The organism is Stenotrophomonas sp. Steno-C15 (assembly GCF_056393265.1).
In genome coordinates this window covers 153,625-175,941 of the sequence record NZ_JBWJPF010000001.1, presented here as the reverse complement: position 1 = coordinate 175,941, position 22,317 = coordinate 153,625, and the positions used below count along the sequence as shown (strand labels likewise).

18 protein-coding genes are annotated in these 22,317 nt (G+C 64.5%); 14 read left to right on the top strand and 4 right to left on the bottom strand.

Going from position 1 to position 22,317, the window contains the following annotated elements:
• Window positions 1–22: 22 nt before the first annotated feature.
• Window positions 23–874 carry an AraC family transcriptional regulator gene (locus AC06FB_RS00760; protein WP_283219287.1) on the bottom strand — a complete coding sequence of 284 codons (852 nt, stop codon included), beginning with the start codon at window positions 872–874 and terminating at the stop codon, window positions 23–25.
• A gap of 198 nt (window positions 875–1,072) precedes the next feature.
• Here AC06FB_RS00760 and AC06FB_RS00755 point away from each other — a divergent pair, with 198 nt between their 5' ends.
• From AC06FB_RS00755 to AC06FB_RS00705, 11 genes are all read left to right on the top strand, one after another.
• Window positions 1,073–2,269, top strand: a complete 1,197-nt coding sequence (locus AC06FB_RS00755) for a GAF domain-containing sensor histidine kinase (RefSeq protein ID WP_414487479.1) — start codon at window positions 1,073–1,075, stop codon at window positions 2,267–2,269.
• A 305-nt stretch (window positions 2,270–2,574) separates the two neighbouring features.
• The gene (locus AC06FB_RS00750; protein WP_227255272.1) at window positions 2,575–2,904 is read left to right on the top strand and encodes a hypothetical protein; all 330 of its coding nucleotides are present in this window, start codon (window positions 2,575–2,577) and stop codon (window positions 2,902–2,904) included.
• A 427-nt stretch (window positions 2,905–3,331) separates the two neighbouring features.
• Complete coding sequence (locus AC06FB_RS00745) at window positions 3,332–3,547, top strand: hypothetical protein (RefSeq protein ID WP_193395781.1); 216 nt, start codon at window positions 3,332–3,334, stop codon at window positions 3,545–3,547.
• A 590-nt stretch (window positions 3,548–4,137) separates the two neighbouring features.
• Complete coding sequence (locus AC06FB_RS00740; protein ID WP_227255271.1) at window positions 4,138–4,437, top strand: hypothetical protein; 300 nt, start codon at window positions 4,138–4,140, stop codon at window positions 4,435–4,437.
• A gap of 1,577 nt (window positions 4,438–6,014) precedes the next feature.
• A complete protein-coding gene (gene paoA / locus AC06FB_RS00735) occupies window positions 6,015–6,662 on the top strand; it encodes an aldehyde dehydrogenase iron-sulfur subunit PaoA (protein ID WP_065182255.1) in 648 nt (215 codons plus the stop codon).
• Window positions 6,659–7,609 carry an FAD binding domain-containing protein gene (locus AC06FB_RS00730; RefSeq protein WP_053515781.1) on the top strand — a complete coding sequence of 317 codons (951 nt, stop codon included), beginning with the start codon at window positions 6,659–6,661 and terminating at the stop codon, window positions 7,607–7,609. Before paoA ends, AC06FB_RS00730 begins: the two co-directional genes overlap by 4 nt.
• Window positions 7,609–9,813 (top strand): aldehyde oxidoreductase molybdenum-binding subunit PaoC, encoded by a 2,205-nt coding sequence (gene paoC, locus AC06FB_RS00725; RefSeq protein WP_478053254.1) that lies wholly within the window; start codon window positions 7,609–7,611, stop codon window positions 9,811–9,813. The genes AC06FB_RS00730 and paoC overlap by 1 nt, the downstream gene beginning before the upstream one ends.
• A 9-nt stretch (window positions 9,814–9,822) precedes the next feature.
• Entirely contained in the window at window positions 9,823–10,884 is a 1,062-nt protein-coding gene (locus AC06FB_RS00720) for an XdhC family protein (RefSeq protein WP_478053253.1), read from the top strand.
• On the top strand, window positions 10,860–11,483 hold the full coding sequence (locus AC06FB_RS00715) for a nucleotidyltransferase family protein (protein ID WP_459040348.1): 624 nt from the start codon (window positions 10,860–10,862) through the stop codon (window positions 11,481–11,483). Before AC06FB_RS00720 ends, AC06FB_RS00715 begins: the two co-directional genes overlap by 25 nt.
• 211 nt (window positions 11,484–11,694) lie before the next feature.
• Complete coding sequence (locus AC06FB_RS00710; RefSeq protein WP_478053252.1) at window positions 11,695–12,426, top strand: hypothetical protein; 732 nt, start codon at window positions 11,695–11,697, stop codon at window positions 12,424–12,426.
• Window positions 12,427–12,966: 540 nt separating this feature from the next.
• On the top strand, window positions 12,967–14,253 hold the full coding sequence (locus tag AC06FB_RS00705; protein ID WP_459040350.1) for a hypothetical protein: 1,287 nt from the start codon (window positions 12,967–12,969) through the stop codon (window positions 14,251–14,253).
• Window positions 14,254–14,698: 445 nt separating this feature from the next.
• Here AC06FB_RS00705 and AC06FB_RS00700 read toward each other — a convergent pair whose 3' ends face one another.
• The 3 genes from AC06FB_RS00700 to AC06FB_RS00690 all read right to left on the bottom strand — a co-directional run bounded on the left by AC06FB_RS00700 (window position 14,699) and on the right by AC06FB_RS00690 (window position 16,835).
• Window positions 14,699–15,070: a DUF3653 domain-containing protein gene (locus AC06FB_RS00700; protein ID WP_459040351.1), complete on the bottom strand. Its 372-nt coding sequence runs from the start codon at window positions 15,068–15,070 to the stop codon at window positions 14,699–14,701.
• Between the two features lie 265 nt (window positions 15,071–15,335).
• On the bottom strand, window positions 15,336–15,740 hold the full coding sequence (locus AC06FB_RS00695) for a hypothetical protein (protein ID WP_461289840.1): 405 nt from the start codon (window positions 15,738–15,740) through the stop codon (window positions 15,336–15,338).
• 111 nt (window positions 15,741–15,851) lie between these two features.
• Window positions 15,852–16,835 (bottom strand): LacI family DNA-binding transcriptional regulator, encoded by a 984-nt coding sequence (locus AC06FB_RS00690; protein WP_053516400.1) that lies wholly within the window; start codon window positions 16,833–16,835, stop codon window positions 15,852–15,854.
• A gap of 159 nt (window positions 16,836–16,994) precedes the next feature.
• Between AC06FB_RS00690 and ptsP the strand changes: the two genes are divergently transcribed.
• The 3 genes from ptsP (at window position 16,995) to AC06FB_RS00675 (ending at window position 22,242) form a co-directional block, all read left to right on the top strand.
• Window positions 16,995–19,505, top strand: a complete 2,511-nt coding sequence (gene ptsP, locus AC06FB_RS00685) for a phosphoenolpyruvate--protein phosphotransferase (RefSeq protein WP_197599985.1) — start codon at window positions 16,995–16,997, stop codon at window positions 19,503–19,505.
• Window positions 19,502–20,458: a 1-phosphofructokinase family hexose kinase gene (locus AC06FB_RS00680; protein ID WP_478053251.1), complete on the top strand. Its 957-nt coding sequence runs from the start codon at window positions 19,502–19,504 to the stop codon at window positions 20,456–20,458. Before ptsP ends, AC06FB_RS00680 begins: the two co-directional genes overlap by 4 nt.
• Window positions 20,459–20,541: 83 nt before the next feature.
• Window positions 20,542–22,242 (top strand): PTS fructose transporter subunit IIC, encoded by a 1,701-nt coding sequence (locus AC06FB_RS00675; protein ID WP_478053250.1) that lies wholly within the window; start codon window positions 20,542–20,544, stop codon window positions 22,240–22,242.
• Window positions 22,243–22,317: the final 75 nt, after the last annotated feature.

The window sequence follows — 22,317 nt, the reverse complement described above, 5'->3', positions numbered from 1 at the left end:
GGGCGGGAGTTGGCCAGTCCGTTCAGCCCAGCAGATGGCCGGGCAAGGTGATTGTGGGCGGCGCGATCTGCGGCGCCAGCATGGAACGTTCTGAAAGGTAGCGCCCAGGCGGCTTTCCCATCGCCTTGCGAAACATGGTTACAAAGCCGCTTGCACTGCCGTACCCCAGATCCAGTGCGATCGTTTGAACGCTTTCACCTTGGGCCAGACGTTGGAGCGCGAGGATGACGTGCAGCTGCCGGCGCCAACGACCAAAGCCCATACCGATCTCGTCCTGCAGGAGGCGGCTCATGCTGCGCTCGCTCATGCCGACGCGGCTCGCCCATACGCCCTTTGGCGTCTTGTCGGTCGGGTCGACCAGCAGGCACTCGGCCAGGCGACGGAGTCTTGCATCGCGCGGCATCGGCAGATGCAGATCTTCAACCGGGGCCTCTGCCAGCTGGTCGAGCAATGTGGCAATGAGGCGCTCCTCCTTGCCTCCAGCTGCGTACTGCTCAGGAAAATCAGCCGCCTTCAACAGCAGTTCGCGCAGCAAAGGCGAAACCGCAACGGTACAGCAGAACGTTGGGAGGTCCGGTGCGGCCTCCGGCTCGACAAACAGGCAGTAGCATTCTGTGTGTCCCGCTCCTCTTGCCGAGTGGGGAAGGTCGCCCGGTATCCAGACTGCGCACTGCGGAGGAACGATCCAGACGCCATCTTCCACCTCGCAGGTCAAGACGCCGCGAACCGAATAGATCAGCTGTGCCTTGCGGTGCTGGTGGCGCTCATTTTCCCAGTCCCGCGCCACCGAAGCGGCAGTAACGGCTACAACTGCCTGGTGAAGGCTGTCGACGCTCGCGTGCGCTGCGAAATCAGTGGTGGATACTCTGGACATGATGGAGGGGTCGATAGGCGGACGGCGATCTGCCGCCCGATTAGGGATTGCGGCCATTCACTTGTCAATGAAGCAGGCGCATCCTCGCGGCTGCGCGCTCATCGCTCGATTGCCCGCTTTGGACGCCCCCTTCTGAACGGAGCCGGCGTGCGATGGCGGTTTCATGGGATGATGCATCACTGTGCCCGCCTGCCACATATGCATACGCTGACTGATCCCCACCTGCTCAATGACGTCGCTGAGATCGGTCGTATCGAGGCAGTGCCGCGCATCCTTGAAACCGTAGCCCATATCACGGGCTCGAGATTCACGGCGATTGCCAGGGTTACAGAGACGACCTGGACCGCCTGCGCCACCCTGGACACGCTCGGGTTCGGGCTTGTTCCAGGCGGGCAGCTGGTCCTGGAAACCACCATCTGTGACGAGATCAGGCAGTCATCAACCTCCGTGGTTTTCGCACGCGCCAGTACCCACCCGCTGTACTCCAAGCACCACACGCCTCGGATCTACGGGCTTGAGAGTTACGCGTCGGTTCCGATTCATCGGCCCGACGGCAGTTTCTTCGGCACCCTGTGCGCCATTGATTCTTCGCCGGGCAACTTCGATGAAGCCCATGTCCGACGGTCCATGGAGCTGCTTGCCGAGCTCGTCGGCAACTATCTGGACAAGGAGGACCGCCTACAGGAAGCGGAGACGGCGCTTTCGGACGCGCAGCGGGATTCCGACTTGCGCGATCAGTTCATCGCGGTACTGGGCCATGATCTTCGCAGCCCCCTCCAGGCAATCAGCGTAGCAGCAGATGCACTTGAGGATGAGGCGACGTCCGCGCGTCAGCAGCAGATGCTTGCGCACATCGCATCTGGCGTGACCCGGATGGATGGGCTCATAAACGATGTACTTGATTTTGCCAGGGGCCGATTGGGTGGAGGCATCCCGATCTCGCTCCGGGAAAGCGATACGCTGCAAGCTGACCTCGAACGAGTTGCAGCGGAAGTGGCGATCGCCACCGGTCGCGAGGACATCGATGTGCAGATGCGGATCGAGGGCAGCGTGGTCTGCGATCCCGGCAGGCTGTCGCAGATGCTGGCCAACCTGCTGACGAACGCAGTGCAGCATGGCGAGCGGTCGCTTCCTGTCACGCTGAGGGTGCACGCTGCATCCAATCGCCTCACGCTGGATGTGCACAACGCAGGCTGCATTGCGCCCGACAGGCTCAGCACCATTTTCAACCCGTTCTCGCGTGAGAAGGGCGAGCTTCCCAGGCCAGGTCTTGGTCTGGGCATCTACATCGCATCGGAGATTGCCAAGTCTCATGGCGGGATACTCGATGTGGTGTCAAGTGAAAGTGCCGGAACAGTGTTCACGTTCCGGATGCCAAGCGCGGATGTTGCCTGAGCGCCGGGGCTGGCCCTGCTTGATGCCGCGGCATGCACTATCCAGGAGGTAGGCCGCGGTGGACTTTCGCTCAAGCAAGCTGTGGTAGCTCACGTCGTAGCACTTCGTGCGCTGCGCGAGGGCGAAGGCAGACCGTCAGGCACCTGTTGGCCGGACAATAGCTCTGTCAACGGAAGCTCTCGCGCATCCAGCGTGGATCGTGCCTCCTTGCTGGGCTGGTCGGGAAGTCCCTTCTCGAACGCTTGATTGTAGATCTGTGTACCGTGGGCGATACTGAGATTGCCCCTGAGCGAGAGGACAGATCGTTGAGCGCCTCCATGCTTCCAAGAATCGTAGGTTTCGACGTGCCACGGCTACAGGAGCATGTCGACTCATCTACCGACGAGGCCATCATTGCATTGCTGGATCTTGCCCCCGGTGCTCGCTGGATTGAACTGTTCCTGATGAAGTGTGAGGCGCTGGCGTCTCAGCTTTCGCTTGCGCAAGTCCGGGTTGAAGGCTCGAAGATCTACTTCTACGGTTCGATCAGCGACTCTCGGGCGCTTGCAGATGCTGTCATGTCCATCGTCCACGTGCTGAATGATCAGCTGATGCGGGAAGGGAATGATGCAGCTGGGCAGGAGGGGCGTTGCTAAGGGCAGGAGAGTCGTGACCAGCATAGGGTCGCGATCTCCGCTGCGCCGGGGTGCCCGCGGAGACTGGATCGAGCCGCAAGCCTGACTTGGAGGGCGCCCAGCCATGCCTCGCGCATTCCGTGCGGATCTCTGATGTAGATGTCACACGCGAGCCGGATGACGGGGTCAACTTCATGGCGAAAGCTGACAGCAGGCAGGGCGCCAGAGTTGAATGCCAACCCCCAATGGGTGAGCTCACGCTCGACGTCAACGAAATCCTTGTTCCTCGTGCGTTCCATGGTTTGCTCCTGTTGGACATGCACTGTACACCCTTCAGGACAGCGGCCTGTTCATGGCGCTTGTTCATACTCGATCCAATCGGGCACGGCTGCGTAACGCGCTGAAGCCCACTGTGGGGTCGCAGCAGATGGCTGCATCGGAGCAAGACATGAACAACACTTCCCAGAACCAGAATGATGGCCGCAACTCGAGTGTCGAGAAGAAGCCCGGCCAGCAGGGCCACGCGGACGGCAAGGATCTCGGCGGTGAGGATCTGGCCGGACAGCAAGGGCAGCAACAGCAGCAGCCAAGCGAAACAGAGACTGGACAGCCAAGCCCTGGCCAGAACCCAAAGGCGGGTGTTGATCGCGACAGCCAGCGTTGATGCCCCAGAGGTGGCCGCGCCCAGCGCGGCTGCTTCGGCATCGACAGGAAGGCTGGAATGTCGTCTCACAATCAGGCTGTGGCCTTGATGTCTCAGATCATGTACCAATCGCGCCCGGTCAGCACGACGACGATGGCTCAGTGCCGGGCTTGCCATGGCGAGAGTCCTGGTGGAATGGAGTGTGCGCGGTGTTTGACTGAAGAGTTGGGAAGAGTGATTGCCAATCGAGGCGCTGCTCTTTGCTGGCTTGAGTCGTTCCTGAAAGTTCAGCGAGACGAGGCACGCGTGTTCATCTGTGCAAAGAGAGTCGATGCGTCAGCCTTGGAGTAGTCGCATTCGGACCTGACATTGCGCAAGCGTATGCTCGATAGATCCAGGAGCAACGCTATGAACTTCCCGATATGCATCTACGACCGAACGGGTACGGGGCTCCGCCTTCCTGCCGGGTGGTGGATTGACCTTCAGTCCGATCTCCCCGCTCTGGTGAGAGGTGGTGAGCGCATAGATCTGCCACGCTCATCGAGAGATGACCGCCCTCGCCTGGATCCTGAAGTTCTCAGCGATCTGTCGAGGCGGATCCGGGGCTCACAATGGCTAGAGTAGATCGAGCCCAACCGCCAGGTGTGCGCTGGTTGTTCTTCCGTCTTCGGAACGGACAGTCGATCAGCCCCGCCAGGCTGATGTCTGTCTGGTGCGAAGCCAGTGAATCGACTGAGTGCGCAGTACGCCGCGAGATCATTGACGGTGCTGGCTACGTGTATGCCCTTTATGCGCCCAATGGGCTGCGCTCACCTCGTCGCGTGGAACTGCGCATGAGGGCGCTTCTGGAAGAGGCGGGATTCGCCTTTACGATGGGAAGTTTGGCCGGGAGACATCCAGCCGACGGCTGAGGCGCGCTGTTTCCGGGACTGGAGGATCACTCTCCCGGTGGGCTCGCCGCCGCTCTGAGATCATGGCGTAGGGCCAGCCCAGCCGGCCGAAAGACTTTGCGTACGCCGCACGCGGCGCGGTGCCGATGCCTCCGGGCCCAAACGTGGTCATGCGCAATGACGGAACATCCTGCGAAATCAGGCAGCAGCTGAATCCATGCCTCGGGTACCTGCCCGCGCGCGATCGGCAGCAACAGCCTTGCGCCCTACACGCGATCACTTTCAGGCAGCCGCGACAGACCTCAGTGGAGCCTTCGCGGCGGCGGAGGCAATCCAGCCCTTCGGGCATGTCCATCACTCGCTTCTAGTCCTCGATATCGAATGGATCATCTGCTTGGAGCGCGCCAAGAGTTGTTGACGACGGCACTGCTCGAGCCAGTGGTGCCAGATCTCCATTTCGTCCATCAGACCTGTGGCCCCGCATGCAGGGCAGGTGAGGGTGGTTCCCTTCTGATCCGTTTCAAAGCCTGCGCCCCTGGTCATTGACGATCTCAGCCCACAGCTTCTACAGGTTGAACGCACCTGATCCAGTCGGATGATTGCGCCATTGAGCGCAAGCTGGGGCAGGATCGAATGGACCCTGAAGGCGTTGGGAGGGTGCATGGTCGTGCCATTTGGGGGGCTGGACACGGGAGCAAAGGATTGTGCACCGGAGAAGAGCCGCGAGATTGCAGTGTCCGCTCTTTGATGTGAGATCCCCTTCACGTCAATCGTCTCCGGCTGGCGGTCGAGGTGGATAGCCAGGAAGGATGCCCGAACGGGGCACACCCCCTGGGGGCAAAGCCGTTGCCAGCCCACGGCAGCAATGTGGTGCTGGCCCCTGACGGTGCCACCCAGTTCTTGCTTCGCATCTGCGAAGTGTCGCTGCAGGTCAGTTTCCGCGCACGCGATAGAGCAGCTGTCTGCCGAAATGGGCCTGACGGTGGAGTTTCCGAGTGATCGTGTTCGTTGCAGAGATCTGGCGGAAAGCTGAGGCACTGATTCATCGAACCGTAGCTCTACCGCGGCGCCACGATCTCCATGGCCAAACTAGAGCCTTCCCGGTTCAAGCCGGCAGCTGAAGACATTTCCTCCACTGCAAGGACGAATACTGAAACTACCGCCCTACGCATGGCAGATGCAGTCCATTCCGCATCTGGACTATCCACAGCAGGTTGGCGCGTTAAGACTCGGATGCATCAGATCCGAGCGTCGAGGCGACTCCACGTTTTAATCCTTGTTTGAGCTCAACCCAGCTGCGGCGGGTGTTGACTGGCATAAACGAATCTCCAATCGGGATTCAGTATCCCCTCGGGGCTTCCGCTGATGGGGCAGATCAGTGGCGCAGATCAGTGTCTGTGGCGCACGCTTGCCAGACACGGCATTGAAGATGACCGGCCAGTACGCTCGGCCGATGATGCCGGCATGCCTCCGACCGGCTTCACAAATCTGTACCCCGAAGACGGGCATAGTGCCCTCTGAGTAGTGTGAGCGCGTCCATCCAGCCACGGGGTTTCCCCGAACGCCAGGAGGTCACTGTGCCAAGTTGGGATGAAGGAATGAAGTTGACGCGTCGCCAGGTGATCGCCGGCGGCGCCACGACCGTGGCGATGTCCGCCGCACCAGGGGCGTCATCGCTCGCCGCCGAACTGGCGGCATCCCCGCCGCCCAGGCCGCCGGTCATCAGCACGGTGGCCTTGACCGTCAACGGCGCGCGCCGGGAGCTTGAGCTCGACACGCGAACCACGCTGCTCGATGCCCTACGCGAACATCTGGAGCTGACCGGGACCAAAAAGGGCTGCGACCACGGTCAATGCGGTGCCTGTACCGTGCTGGTCAACGGTGAGCGCATCAATGCCTGCCTCAGCCTGGCGGTGCAGCACCAGGGCGATGCCATCACCACCATCGAAGGCCTCGGAACCCCCGATGACCTGCATCCGATGCAGGCCGCCTTCATCAAGCATGACGGTTACCAGTGCGGGTATTGCACGCCGGGGCAGATCTGTTCGGCGGTAGCGGTACTGGACGAGATCAAGCGGGGTGTCCCCAGCCATGTGCAGGCGGACGTCAGCGCACTGCCCCAGGCCACCAGCATGGAAATGCGCGAACGCATGAGTGGCAACCTCTGCCGATGCGGCGCCTATTCCAACATTGCCGAGGCAATGCAAGAGGTCGCTGGCGTGACCTCTGCAGGGAGGCGCTCATGAGGGCCTTCAGTTACGAACGCGCGAAGTCCCCGGCCGAGGCCGCCAAAGCCGTGGCCGGTACCGAGGGTGCGAAGTTCCTGGCCGGAGGGACCAACCTGCTCGACCTGATGAAGCTGGAGGTCGAGACGCCAACGCACCTGGTCGACGTGCAGGACATCGGCCTGGACAGGATCGAACCCACCGACGAGGGCGGCCTGCGCATCGGCACGCTGGTCACCAATACCGCACTGGCCTCGCATGAACGCGTGCGCCGCGACTACGCGGTGCTGACCCGCGCGATCGTGGCAGGCGCCTCCGGGCAGCTGCGCAACAAAGCCACCACCGGCGGAAATCTGCTGCAGCGCACGCGCTGCCCGTACTTCTACGACCCCCATCTTCCCTGCAACAAGCGCCTGCCCGGATCAGGCTGCGGCGCGCTCGAAGGGTTCTCCCGGCAGATGGGCGTGATCGGCACCTCGGACAGCTGCATCGCGACCTATCCGGGCGACATGGCGGTGGCCCTGCGGGTGCTGGACGCCTCGATCCAGACCGTCAGGGGTGACGGTAGTACGCGCAGCATCCCGATCGCCGATTTCCATCGTTCCCCCGGCGACAGGCCGCAGCAGGACAACGTGCTGCAGCGCGGTGAGCTGATCACCCACGTCACGCTGCCGGAACCCCTGGGCGGTCGGCACGTGTACCACAAGGTACGTGACCGCGCGTCCTATGCGTTCGCACTGGTGTCGGTCGCCGCGGTCGTGCAGCAAGACGGCTCGGCGCGGTTCGCCTTCGGTGGAGTTGCGCCGAAGCCGTGGCGCATCGAGGCAGCCGAACCCCTGCTGCGCGACGGCGTAAAGGCCGCGGCCCGGCAGGTGTTCGCCGGCGCCCGTCCGACGCGGGAGAACGCGTTCAAGATCGCTCTCGCCGAGCGCACCCTCGCAGCCGTGCTGGTGGAAGGAGAGCACTGATGCCCCTTGAATTCAACACCCCCGCCGGTGACAACCTGTTCGACAAGGCTAAGGTCGTCGGCAAGTCGACGCCGCGCATCGACGGCCCACGCAAGACCACCGGCACCGCCCCCTATGCGTATGAGCGCCATGACGTGGCACCGAACCAGGCCTACGGCTATATCGTCGGCGCGGGCATCGGCAAGGGGCGCATCATTTCTATGGATGCCTCCCGCGCACGCGCCGCCCCGGGCGTGCTGGCGGTCATCACCGCTCCGGAGACCAAGCCGGTCGGCAAATCGAACTGGAACAATGCACCGCTGTTCGGCGGCCCCGAAGTGGCCCACTACCACCAGGCCATCGCCTGCGTGGTGGCAGAGACCTTCGAGCAGGCCCGCGCCGCCGCGGCATTGATCCGCACCCGCTATGAGCGCGGCAAGGGCCGTTTTGATTTTCCCGCACTGGCGCCGTCCGCGCCGCTGGCAAAGGGGCGCGATGGCAAGCCCGACCGGCAGGCGCTGGGCGATTTCGACACCGCCTACGCGAGCGCCGCGGTCAAACTCGACGAGACCTACCACACCTCCGACGAAAGTCATTCGATGATGGAGCCGCACGCCACCATCGCCGCCTGGGAGGGCGACACGCTCACGCTGTGGACGGCGAACCAGATGATCGACTGGGCCAGGCAGGGCATGGCGGCGATCCTCGGCATCGATCCTGCCAAGGTGCGCGTGGACTCGCCCTATATCGGCGGCGGCTTCGGCGGCAAGCTGTTCATCCGTGCCGACGCGGTGCTGGCCGCGTTGGCGGCCAAGCAGGTCGGGCGACCGGTGAAGATCGCGCTGCAACGGCCTTTGATGGCCAACAATACCACCCACCGGCACGCAACCATTCAACGCGTCCGGATCGGTTGCGCGAAAGACGGCAGGATCTCCGCCATCGCCCATGAAAACTGGTCGGGCAACATCAACGGCGAGGACGGCGAGAACGGCACCCTGCAGACGCCCAAGCTCTATGCGGGCGCCAACCGCCTGGTGGCCAACTACATCGCCACGCTCGACATGCCCGAAGGCAATGCAATGCGCGCGCCGGGCGAAGCGCCAGGCCACATGGCGCTGGAAGTGGCGATGGACGAAATGGCCGAGAAGCTGGGCCTCGACCCGATCGCGTTCCGCATCCTCAACGAGCCGGAGGTCGTACCCGGCGACCCGTCCAAGAAGTTCTCCGACCGCAACCTGGTGCGCTGCCTGCGCGAAGGTGCCAAGCGCTTCAACTGGAACAAGCGCAATGCCAGGCCGGCGCAGGTAAGGGAAGGGCACTGGCTGGTCGGCATGGGCGTGTCCGCAGGCTATCGCGGCGCACCGACGATGAAGTCGTCGGCGCGGGTGCGGCTCGACGGCCAGGGCGGCGTGATCGTGGAAACCGACATGACCGACATCGGCACGGGCTCCTACACGATCATCGCGCAGACGGCAGCTGAGACCATGGGCGTGCCGCTGGACCGGGTCCAGGTGACCCTCGGCGACTCTCGTCATCCTGCATCCGCCGGTTCCGGCGGCCAGTGGGGCGCGGCAAGCTCCACCGCAGGCGTGTACGCCGCGTGCGTCAGCCTGCGCCGCAAGGTGGGCGAGAAAATGGGCTTCAACGGCGACACCGCAAACTTCGCCGATGGCCGCATCCAGGCGGATGGGCGGACCATCAAGCTGGCGGAGGCGGGGACACTGTCGGCGGAGGACGGCATTGCCTTCGGCGACTTCAAACAAGGCTACGACGTCGGCACCTATGCAGGGCATTTCTGCGAGGTCGCCGTGCATGCCTACACTGGAGAGACGCGCATTCGCCGCATGCTTGCCGTATGCGATGGCGGCCGGATCCTCAATCCGCTGTCCGCGCGCAGCCAGGTCATCGGCGGGATGGTGATGGGCGCGGGGGCGACCCTCATGGAGGAACTGGTGGTCGACAAGCGGCTTGGCTTGTTCATCAACCACGACCTGGCCGGCTACGAGGTTCCCGTGCACGCCGATATTCCGTACCAGGAAGTGGTCTTCCTCGATACGCTTGACCCGGTGATCTCTCCGATGAAGGCCAAGGGCGTGGGTGAACTGGGCATCTGTGGGGTCGGCGCCGCGATCGCCAATGCGGTCTACAACGCAACCGGTGTGCGCGTACGCAGCTATCCCATCACCCTGGACAAGCTGTTGCCCGGCTTGCCCGACGTGGGCTGACCCTTGCGCATGGACCAACCCGCGGCCTCAGCCACTCTGGAGGCCTCCGCGATAGGCGGAGGAGGGCCCAGGGATGCTGCCGGGCAATTGTCCGCAGCACCGGGCTTCCTCACCGAAGGAAGCCCGCGGAGTGTGCTCGAGACGGCGTTGACGCGCGCGCGCGCGGGGGAGCACGCCGTGCTGGCGCTGGTGCTGGAAACCGATGGCTCCACCTACGCCGGTGCCGGCGACATGGTGCTGTTCTGCAACGGCAGCCAGGTCGGCTGGCTGAGCGGCGGATGCCTGGAGCCCGAGCTCGCGCGACGTGCAGAGCAGGTAAGCGTGGCAGGGCAGGTCGATTGGATCGAGATCGACACGCGCAGTGACGAGGACCTGCTGAGTGGGTCCGCGCTTGGGTGCCGCGGTCGGCTGCGGATTGCGCTCCTGCCATTACGTGCCATGGCCGGCATCGACGTTGTCATCGAGGCATGGCTGCGCGAGGGTGTGCCACTACAGCGCGAGCTTCGCGCATCGGGGCAGATTGTTTTCCGCGCGGGCCATCGCGAGCGGACGTGGCAGCTGCATCCGATGGACGGTATGCAGCCCTTTGGTGAGGGGGCGTGGTGTTTGACGCTGCCCCGGCTTCCGCGGGCCCTGATCCTGGGGGGCGGTCCTGAAACGCCCTTCCTGGTTCCGTTGCTGCGTGGCCTGGGGTGGCAGATCAGCGTGGCCGAACGGCGAGCGCGCTGGGCCTCAGCGGGGCAGGGCGCCGATGCACAGTTGCAGATCAGCCCGGCCCAGGCGCTCCATGGCGACCCGTGCGACGCGGTACTGGTGATGCATCACGATTTCGAACTTGACCGGGAGGCGCTGGTGGCCCTGGCGGATACCAAAGTCGCGTTCATTGGACTGCTGGGTCCGCAGCGAAGGCGCGAGGACTTATTCAAACTGCTGACTCCGGATCAGCGCCACCGCCTGTCCCCGAGACTTCGATCACCGGTTGGCCTGAAAATCGGCGGCCGAGGGCCAGAGGCGATTTCGCTCAGCATCGCCGCGCAGCTGCAGCAATGGCGAAGCGCGCGCGGCAGGTGACTGACCCGCATGCGGTCGTCGTGCTTGCTGCCGGCGGGAGCACCCGACTTGGCCAGCCCAAGCAGCTTCTAACCCGGCAGGGCGAGACCCTGGTACATCGCGTGGTCCGATTGGCGCTGGAGCTCGCGCCAGTGCAGGTGCTGGTCGTAGTAGGCGCGAACGCACAGGCAGTGACATCTAGCATTGCCGGGCTGGATGCCACCCCGGTAACCAACCACCACTGGGAACGCGGCCTGGCGAGCAGTCTGCAGGTTGCCGGCGCACACCTGCTGCCGACGGTGAGCGCGGTGATGGTCGTGGCATGCGACCAGCCCGCAATCGAGCGTTCCCATCTGCAGGCGCTGCTTTCGGGTGCCCGCGCCACGACGTCAGGGTGCGCTGGCACCCGTCACGGGAGTGCGCTTGGCGTTCCCGCGGTAGTGCCGCGCGCCTGGTTCACCCCTGTGGGTGCAGCCGGTGACCGCGGCTTCGGAGCGCGCCTGCAGCAACTTCCTGCCGATATGGTGCATGTCCTACAGGCACCGGAACTGGGCCTCGATATCGACACGCCAGAAGATCTTGCGCGTGCGCGCGATGCGGGCTGGATCGATACTGAGTGATCAGCATGACCCGCCCGGTGGGGCACAGCTGTCGACTGGATTGCCGGCCGCAACATGTGGTTTGCCGGCGGTGATGGCATCGGCATCAACAATGGCGGCCCGTCGCGCTGGCATTCGCGGCTGAACCCCAATATCGGGTTCTATTTCTGAAAGGTGCTACGCGTCGGCTACGATGCTACGGTCGGCATCGTAGCCGGTGGCAGGGGACGCAATGGATATGCAGGCAGCGGGCGAACTCGATTCGCCGGTAAAGACCGCTTCGCAGGAACTGACCTTCCACTGGCTCTACCAGCGGGCCCAGGGGCTGGCTGAGCACAGCATCTATCCGAAGGCGGGCAGGGTGGAAACGTGGGCGTTTCGCATCGGCTTGGGCGCCGCAATCGTTGGCATTCTCTGTGGCCAGCTGCCTGATCGGTGGCTACCTGTGAGTGTGGTGCTGCAAGTGGTTGTTGCGTGCCTGGCCATCGAGATCGGCGGCTTCATCGTTGGAGTTGCCCTGGCCGCCTGCAGAGGAATTCACCAGTTCAGCCAGCCACGGCTCTCGCACGCCAAGGAGATGGACGGCGACTTCGCGCACTGGCAAACGGTGGTTACCGAGCTTCGCAGCTTCCCCCGCATCGAGCGCGAGCGACGCCTTCGCTATGTCAGCACGCTGCGCACCAACATGATCGAGCGCATGGGCATGATGTATGGCGGCCTGCAGCGGCTCGGGCCGTTTCCACTGCTGATCGCGCTCTACCTGCAATTCCGCGAATGGAAATGGGGTGACTGGGCGAGCGCGTTCGACGTCAGCCTGGTCGGCGCATTGTTGATCTTCGCCATGGTGCTGCTGTACCTCCTGGGCTGGATGCTGATCAGCCTCCGCACCCGCCTGGATACTTACGTCGCCCTGCTCGAGGGCTCCACCCACGAGCCCGAGCCCCCGCAACCAGCGCCACAGTAGAGCCGAGCCATGCTCGGCTACGGCATGCCACATCGCACCCATCAGGTATCTCACCAGCCAGCAGCTGCAGCTGCCCGGTCCATCAGAACAGGCTTCGGCACGCCCGCCAGAACCTGGTCCAGATAGTCCACGGGCTGCAACTGCCCTTGAAGCAGCGCACGCAACGGCAGAACGGCGGGCGCCCGCCATTGAGGCTGCCTTTTCGGAAGGGGCATCCTGCTTGGCGATCAACTGCGTAAACGCGGCTGCCGCGATGTTTCGCTTGTGCGTAGAGCTGTCCACAGTCGAACTTGTGCCTTCGCCTGATCAGGGCGGGCCCAGTCCGAAAGTTGCGCGGGAAGCGAGTGGAAGCGGCGGCGCGGTCACTGTCCAGGCGGTAAGTAGTGGAGGCACTATCGTCCGCGTAGGTGAGCGCCCCATGGGCACGCTCCCAGAATCCAAACCCTATCCGCCAAGCTTCTAGCTCTAACGCGAGCAGATAGCGGAAGTTTCAGCGAGAGGGGTAAACTCCGGCCATCTGGATGGATTGTGCAGGGGACCATGCCAATTGCCATTGATCCGCGCCTAGCGGCGCGACTTGTAGAGCGTTTAGCCACTGAGCTGGACCAAGCAACTGTCTTTGGCAACGTCCTTGTCATGACTTCATCAATGCCAGGCCTCGGCAGCATTGATCGAAGCTTGCCAAGCAAGGGCGCTTTGGCTGAAGAGTTGAGCCTATACATCGGCGATCAGCCATTTTCCACATTCATTTCTGGCGAAATCCACCGGCTTTTCAGAGGGGACACCTTTGATATTAATGTCGGCGAGATACCGCTTTCTTCCTTTGATGAGACCAAAGACACGAGGCAAGTGGCGACGGAGCTTGTTAGGCAATTTTGCTCACTGCCCTGGAGCTATGAGGTTTGCCTTCGCCTGCCAGATGGCCTTTACCACCTTTTGGTGGCCCATCCCGGGGGGATCACGCTCTCCGATCGCCATCGACTGGTACTTGGGGCAGATCTTGAGGATCCGTACCCCAAACCAACCAACCTCCTTTCTCTCTCGGCACTGGCAAGTCCAACGCTGCTGAACGCGTTCTCCGGGACACATAAGAGGTCGCTCTGGGATAAAGACGCCGTATACCTCGTCGTTAAGGTCGATGGCTATTTCAGGCTGTCCGCGACTGAGCCCATTCTTTCTGCACGCGATGACATATTTGCCTTTCTTGGCCTAGGAATTGCCCTTGGGCTCCTCTCGGCTAGCGCCGCGCACACCCTCGGCGAGGCCCCTAAATCTACTCAGTTGATCGTGTATCGACAGTCTCCCGAAGATGTAGCAGGATCGGGCTTCTTTGCTCTGGAAGATCATCAACAGAAGGGCATCCAAAGCCTGGACCTAGTGGGGGACCTTGGTCGGCAGCCCAGTGCCATCCGAGAAAAATTGGATCGCATCAGCCTGATTCTTCGATCAAAAGAGGGCAAGAACATCAAGCTTTCTGCGCGCTGGCTTTTTGACAGCTACTGCGGCCGTGACAAGCTGCTCAGCTACGTGCAGGCAACGGTGGCCTTGGAGATCCTGCTCGGAGATGAGGATGCGGATGCAAATGTCGGCTTGGGCACCCTTATCGCCAATCGATGCGCCTACCTTATCGCGACCTCGCCAGAGGGACGAGCCAACATAGTTGGTGCTTTTCGCGACATATACCGTATCCGCTCAAAGATTGTTCATCGCGGGAAGAGTCGCCTAAACTCAGACGAGAGTAGTCTTTTTCACTACCTTCAGCAGTTGGTGAAGCTTGTAATTGACAAGGAGCAGCGACTCATGGAACGGGAGGTCAGCAAAGAATGAAGCGATGGATTTCAGCAGGCATTCTGGTGCTGGCATACAGCGGGCCTGGACAGGCTCAACAAGTCAGCAAATGCGTCACTAAGACCGGCGTTGAGTATCGATCCGGGCCATGCGTTGACGGTGTTGCCGCTAGGACTTGGTCCGCAGAGATAGCCGCAAGATCCCCGCAGGTAGTCGCCAATGAGCGCCGACTCGATCAGATTCGGCAGGAATCCGCAGCTAAGAGCCAGCGAGCGGTATCCGCGCATACTTCGCGCGGTACTGCGATCCAGTTTTCCCAGTATAAGAATCCCGATCGCTGCGCTTGGGCGAAGGCCCAACGTGCCGCCGCCTTCGAGGCTGCGGGCCACCGACGCACCTTCGCGCTGAGCCGCCAAATGGACGACTTGGTGTATGAATCATGCAAGTAGCCGGGGTGTAGGGGCGGCGCCCCTACGGAAGCGCCTCACACGCGCTGACGATGTCTCGGCCCACGGCTCATGTAGACCACGTTGGAGGTTTCGGCGCCGGAACCGGGATCACCGACGCCCAACCGCCGTTCTCGGCGAATTCTGAGGACTTCGGCAAGGTAGATCACGCCGGATTTCGCCGTGGCGGACCTCGTGGAGGCCGGAGCCGATCGTGCAGCCAAGTCTGCGCGAGCCTCGGCCATCATCAGTCGCCATTCCCGCGCAATGTTGCAGGTCAGGGACCACCAGGCCATGTCGCCGGGCTCCAGCTGGTGACCTTCGGGGGTGAACATGTGTCCAGCTTGGAAGCCGAAACCGGCCCAAGGGCCGGTCAGGTCAATTCTGTCGTGCGGATCCATCTCGATCATGCTGCAAGCTCATCCTTGTCGGGGGAGCCAGCAGGCAGGCAAGAGCCAAGCCAGAGCCGGAGCCATTGCCAAGCCGAGCCTACGAACCGGATCAGGCCAGACATAGCATTTCGCATAATGTATATTATGTTCAGTCCGCTCCAGCAAGAGTGTCTCGGCACACCTCTAACCACGTCCCGGCTTCTACACGGCCGTCTGGTCACGCCTGAGGGTCGTCAACTGCTCCCTGAGGACTTGGCATGTGTCCGTGCAAGCTCAGCATCTGCTACTCACGACAGCGCAGCCACTCGCCCTTGGCGTTGCGCAGCTGCTCCCAGCCGTTGCTCAATCGCCGCATTGCGGTCCCGCCCATGCAGGCAGCGCCCAACTGCTTTGCCTCCGCGCTGCCGTAAGCCGGCATGCGCACAATCTCGCTCGACGGTGTTGGTATGCCTTGGCGACGCGCCTCACCTTGGATCAACGCCCGCTCGATGTCCGTGCAGTAGCGGCGCACGCGCAGATCGATGTGCTGCTGGCATCTGAGTGGTTCAGCGCCGAGATTGTTCGGCTTTGGCGGCGACGGCGTATGCCTGAGCAGCGGCTGCGGACCCGTCGCGGAGCGAATAGCCTGCGCCTGCGACGCCGTTGCCAGCAGCAAAAGCGCCACAACCAGGCCTGATCGAATGTCCATTTCGTCCTCCATGTCCGTCAGCAAGGCATCCCATTACACATTGTGCGTGACGCGTCACGATAATTGGGGGCGGACTGCAAGGCAGTTCCGCAGGCCCCGGGCGTCCGGAAACTATCGCGAGGCGGTTGATCCCCGTACAACGCAGCGGCCGGTCATCACCAGCCTGCGCACTGGCATCTCCGGTGCACGCAGGCGCTCCAGCAGCAGCGACATCGCGGCCCGCCCCATCTCCTCCACCGGTTGCTCGACGACGGTGATGCCCGGTTCAACCAGCTCGGTCCAGCGCTCGTTGTCGAACCCCGCCAGCGCCAGCGCGCCTGGAATCGCCAGTCCTGCGCTGCGTGCCGCTTTCAGTGCTCCCATCAGCAGCAGGCTGTTGCTGGTAACCAGCGCCTCGGGCCTCGAGGGCCCAGCCAGCCACTGTCCGGCGGTGCTGATGGCGGCCTCGGCCGTGGGTTCGACTTCCCGGTAGTCCGGTTCCAGCCCATGCCTGCGCATGGCCGCAAGATAGCCATCACGACGTTCGGCCGCAGTGGTGCTGGTGCTGCCGAACAGGCCGCCGATGCGTCGGTAGCCGCGTTCAACCAGATGCTCGACCAGGCCGGCCATGGCCGCCGGATTGTCCAGCACCACGCTGTCGATCGCCCCGCCCGGCGCGGCGCGGTCGACCAGTACCGTCGGATAGTCCAGTGCGAGCCGTTCCAGCCGCCCCACCGTGGTTCGGGTCGGCGCGAAGATCAGCCCGCTGATGCGCTCCTCGTGCATCAACTGCAGGTACAGTGCCTCGCGCTCGGGGTCCTCGTCGGTGTTGCACAGGGTGACGCGCAGGCCCTCGCGATAGGCGACCTCCTCCACCGCGCGAATCAGCGCGGTAAAGAAGGGGTTGCGGATATCCGCCACGACCAGCCCGATGATGCCGGTATGCCGGGAGCGCAGGCGCCTGGCCTGCAGGTTCGGGCGATAGCCGGTCTGGCGGATGGCGGCCTCGACCCGGCTGCGCACCTCTCCACTGACCGGGCCGCCACCCAGCACGCGCGACACCGTGGATTTGGAGACGCCCGCCACGCGCGCCACGTCGTTGATGCTGATGCTCATTGGATTGGAAACGTTCCCGGTCAACTGTGCTGGCCGCAGCGCGACGGCCGTTCAGGACAATGCTAACGCCAAAGTACTATTGGATTTTTGTGCAGTGCACATTGAAATGCGGACTGGGAACGTTCCCAATACGCCAGCACACCCTTCCCGGAGCCCGCCTTGTCTTCCCTCCCCGCCCCTGCTCCCGTCAGCCACGAACTGATCCGCCTCGGCGCACGGGCCCGTGACAAGGCAGATGCCATCGCCCAGGCCGCACAGATGCTGCTGGCCGCCGGCTGCGTTGCGCCGGGCTACGAAACCAGCATGGGCCGCCGTGAGCAGCTGGCGAACACCTTCCTCGGCCACGGTGTGGCGATCCCGCATGGGCTCGGCGAGGACCGCCATCTGGTGCGCCGCGATGGCATTGCCGTGCTGCAGTTGCCGGACGGTGTCGAATGGAATCCGGGCCAGGTGACGCGGCTGGTGGTCGGCATCGCCGCCCAGTCCGACACCCACATCACCCTGCTGCGCCGGCTCACCCGGCTCATCCAGGATGACGCCACGCTGCAGCGTCTGTTCACGACCGCCGAAGCGAGCGAGATCGTGACAGCGCTGGCCGGCGACGTCACCACCTTGGCCAACGATGTTCCAGCGCAGGATCTGGCCGAGCATTTCGGCTGGACCATCGCCTACCCCAATGGCCTGCATGCGCGCCCTGCCACTCGCTGGGCCGAGACGGCCCGCAGTTTCAGCGCCCGTGCCCAGGTGCGCGCAGGCGACCAGGCGGCCGATGCCAAGAGCCTGGTCGCGCTGCTGCAGCTGGGTCTGCGTCATGGCGACCCGGTGAGTGTGTCTGCCGAAGGCGCGGATGCGCCGGCACTGCTGGCCGCACTGCGCAGGGTCATGGAGGGGTTGGTGGCTCAGGAAAAGGCCGATGCCGAACGTGCAGCACAGCGCAAGGCGGCGCCGGTCGCGGGCTGGAATCCACCGGAGGCACAGGCAGCGATCGTCGGCATTGGTGCCAGCCCCGGGTTGGCGATCGGCCGGATCCATGTGCTCGCCAGCAGGCAGACCAACGTCGCCGACCACCCCGCCCCGCTCGGGGAAGGCGGTGCACGCCTGCAGGACGCGCTCGGCCGCACCCGCCAGCAGCTGGCGGCGCTGCAGGACGACACCCAGCGCCGGCTCGGCGCATCCGATGCGGCGATCTTCGGGGCCCAGGCCGCGCTGCTCGACGACACAGACCTGATCACCCGCACCTGTCAGCTGATGGTGGAAGGCCATGGCGTCGCGTGGTCATGGCACCAGGCCATCGAACAGATTGCCTCCGGACTGGCGGCGCTGGGCAATCCGGTGCTCGCCGGGCGCGCAGCCGACCTGCGTGACGTGGGTCGGCGTGTGCTGGCACAGCTTGATCCGTCTGCGGCCGGCGGTGGTCTCGCCGACCTGCCCGCCTACCCCTGCATCCTGCTCGCGGCCGACCTTTCACCGTCAGACACCGCCAACCTCGACACCCGTCGCGTGCTCGGTCTGGCCACCGCACAGGGCGGGCCCACCTCACATACCGCGATCCTCTCGCGCACGCTCGGGTTGCCGGCGCTGGTTGCCGGTGGCGCGGATCTGCTGACGATTGAAGCGGGTGTGGAGGCCATCATCGACGGCAGCAGCGGGCGGCTCTATCTGTCTCCGTCCGATGCCGATCTCGCTTCGGCCCGCGCCTGGATCGCCGAGCAGCAGCACATCCGCGAACGCGAGGCCGCGCAACGCGCGCAGCCCGCGCAGACGACCGACGGCCACCGCATCGACATCGGTGCCAACGTCAACCTGCCCGAACAGGTGCCGTTGGCACTGGAACAGGGCGCCGAAGGCGTTGGCCTGATGCGGACCGAGTTCCTGTTCCTCGAGCGCGGCAGCACGCCCAGCGAGGATGAGCAGTACGCCACGTATCGGGCGATGGCCAGCGCCCTGGATGGCCGCCCGCTGATCGTGCGCGCGCTCGACATCGGCGGCGACAAGCAGGTTGCGCACCTGGAGCTGCCGCATGAGGACAACCCGTTCCTCGGCGTGCGCGGCGCGCGCCTGCTGCTGCGCCGTCCCGATCTTCTGGAGCCGCAGCTGCGGGCGCTGTATCGCGCGGCGAAGGACGGTGCGCGCCTGTCGATCATGTTCCCGATGATCACGTCCGTACCGGAACTGATCGCGCTGCGTGCCATCTGCGAACGGTTGCGCATCGGGCTGGAGGCGCCCGAAGTGCCGATCGGCATCATGATCGAAGTGCCCGCAGCCGCAGCCCAGAGCGATGTGCTGGCGCGCCATGCCGATTTCTTCTCGATCGGCACCAATGACCTGACCCAGTACGTGCTGGCGATCGATCGCCAGAATCCGGAACTCGCCGTCGAGGCCGACAGCCTGCATCCCGCCGTGCTGCGCGCGATCCGCGCCACGGTCGACGGCGCACGCACGCATGGGCGCTGGGTCGGCGTCTGCGGTGGCCTGGCGGGCGACCCGTTCGGCGCCATGCTGCTGGCCGGTCTCGGCGTGGACGAGCTGTCGATGACCCCGAACGATGTTCCGGCGGTGAAGGCCCGCCTGCGCGGTACCCGGTTGGCCGATCTGCAGGCGCTGGCCGGCAAGGCACTGGACTGCGAAACCACCGAACAGGTGCGTGCCCTTGAGGGAGCGCGCGCATGACCCCCCGCGCCGTCACCGTCACCCTGAACCCGGCGATCGACCAGACCGTGCGCCTGGCGGGCCTGCAGCCGGGGCATGTGCATCGTGCCTTCAGCAGCCGCGACGACGCGGGGGGCAAGGGCATCAATGTTGCCGCCTGCCTGGCCGACTGGGGCGTGCCGACAGCCGCACTGGGTGTGATCGGCGAGGACAACCCGGGCGTGTTCAGTGCGCTGTTCTCGGCGCGCGGCATCACCGACGGCTGCCTGCGCGTGCCGGGCAGGACCCGCACCAACATCAAGCTTGTGGATGAGACCCACGGCGAGACCACTGATATCAACCTGCCCGGCCTGCCCTTGAACGGCGCCGATCTGGATGCGGTGTGCCGACGACTCGCCGCCGTGCTCCAGCCACAGCTGCCGGTGGTGTTGTCCGGCAGCCTGCCCTCCGGCCTGCCGGCCGATTCATGGACGCGACTGCAGGCGCAGGCGGGCGGCGCGGGCGCGCGGGTACTGCTCGACACCAGCGGCGATGCGCTCGCCGCCGCCCTGAGCAGCGCACACGCGTCAGTGCCCTATGCGGTCAAGCCCAACCGCCACGAACTGGAGTCGTGGGCCGGAACGCCGCTGCCGGATCGGAGCGCCCTGCGCGCTGCCGGCCTGCGCCTGCTTGAACGCGGGGTTGCGCTGGTGGTGATTTCGATGGGCGTCGACGGCGCGCTGTTCATGGATCGCAACGGCGCCCTGATCGCGCGTCCCCCGCGTCTGTCGCAGGGCAGCACGGTCGGTGCGGGCGACGCCATGGTGGCCGGTATCGCCGCCGCACTGCTTGAGCCGGCCTTCGACCTGGCCAGCTGCGCGCGCCTGGCAACGGCCTTTTCGATGAGTCGCCTGCACAGCGGCGACGCGCGACGGCTGGATCCGGCGCAGGTCCGCGGGTGGACGGACGATGTACTGATCGAACGATTGGATTGAAACCCGGCAGGCGGCGCTGCAGGCCCCACGGCCCGCCCCAGCGCCTCACGCAGAACAGAACCCGAAGAATTCCAGGAGTTCCCATGCACCCTTTCCCCGTCATCATCGCCGCTGGCGCGCGCAGCATCGAGGCCGTTCTCGCTGCCGAAGCGCTGCGCCGCGCCGCCCGCCAGCGTGGCCTCGAACTGGTGATCGAGATCCGCAGCGAACAGGGCGTGACCGGCGCACTTGATGCCGCACACGCCACCGCGACGACGCTCCTGCTGGTGGGCGACGGCGAGGCCGATCTGACCCGCTTCGACACTGCGACGGTGGTGCGCGCCGGCCTCGGCGAAGTGCTGGACAATCCACTCGCTGCATTGGCATCACTGGAAACTGCTGTGCCCAAGGCCGATGCGGCGGACCCTCGCAAGCGCATCGTCGCTGTCACCTCCTGCCCGACCGGCATCGCCCACACGTTCATGGCGGCCGAAGGCCTGCAGCAGGCCGGCAAGGCGCTTGGCCACGCAATCCGGGTCGAAACGCAGGGCTCGGTCGGTGCGCAGGATGCGTTGAGCGACGAGGAAATCGCTGCCGCCGACCTGGTGCTGATCGCCGCAGACCGTGAAGTGGATCTGTCACGCTTCGCCGGCAAGCGCCTGTTCAAGAGTGGCACCAAGCCCGCGATCAACGATGGCCAGAACCTGCTCCGCAAGGCGCTGGCCGAGGCCAATGTCCACGCCGGCGCGTCTGCCCCGGGCCGCGCACCCGAGAAGAGCAAGGGCACCGGCCCCTACAAGCACCTGATGACCGGCGTATCGTTCATGCTGCCGTTCGTGACCGCAGGTGGCCTGCTGATCGCGTTGGCATTCGCCCTCGGCGGCATCTATGCCTTCGACGATGCACACAAGGGCACGCTGGCCTGGTCCCTGTTCCAGATCGGCGCCAAGGCCGGCTTCACTTTGATGGTGCCGGCACTTGCCGGCTACATCGCCTATTCCATCGCCGACCGCCCCGGCATCGCGCCCGGCATGATCGGCGGGCTGGTCGCGGTCAACATGGACGCGGGCTTCATCGGCGGCATCCTGGCCGGCTTCATTGCCGGCTATGGCGTGCACTGGATCAACCGAGCGCTGCGCCTGCCGCGCAGCCTGGAGGGCCTCAAGCCGGTATTGATCCTGCCAGTGCTGGGCACCCTGCTGGTGGGCCTGTTGATGATGTACGTGATCGGCACGCCGGTCGCAGGGCTGCTGGCCTGGCTGACCGAATGGCTGCGGGGCATGCAGGGCAGCAGCGCGATCGTGCTCGGTCTGCTGCTGGGCGGAATGATGGCGGTGGACATGGGCGGCCCGGTCAACAAGGCTTCCTATGCATTCTCCACTGCATTGATCTCCAGCCAGGTCTACACGCCGATGGCAGCGACGATGATCGGCGGCATGACGCCGCCATTGGGCATCGCATTGGCGACGTGGTTGTTCAGCAACCGCTTCACGGCCGAGGAACGCGGCACTGCCGGAGCCGCCGGCGTGCTCGGTCTCAGTTTCGTCACTGAAGGTGCGATCCCCTACGCCGCGCGCGATCCGCTGCGCACCATTCCGGCGCTGATCCTTGGCTCGGCCGTGGCCGGCGCGATCTCGATGGCCGCCGGTGTCGAACTGAAGGTCCCCCATGGTGGCGTGTTCGTGCTGCCGATCCCGAACGCGGTCACCCATCTGGGCGTCTACCTGCTGGCGCTGCTGGCCGGCGTCACCGTGACGGCGCTCGCGCTGCGTCTCCTCAAGAAGCCGGTCACCGCCGCGGCCTGACCGTTCTCCCTGCCTCGATCACTCGGCTGTCCCGGCTCTCCGGGGCCGCGTCGTTGCCCATCTACAGGACTTCCG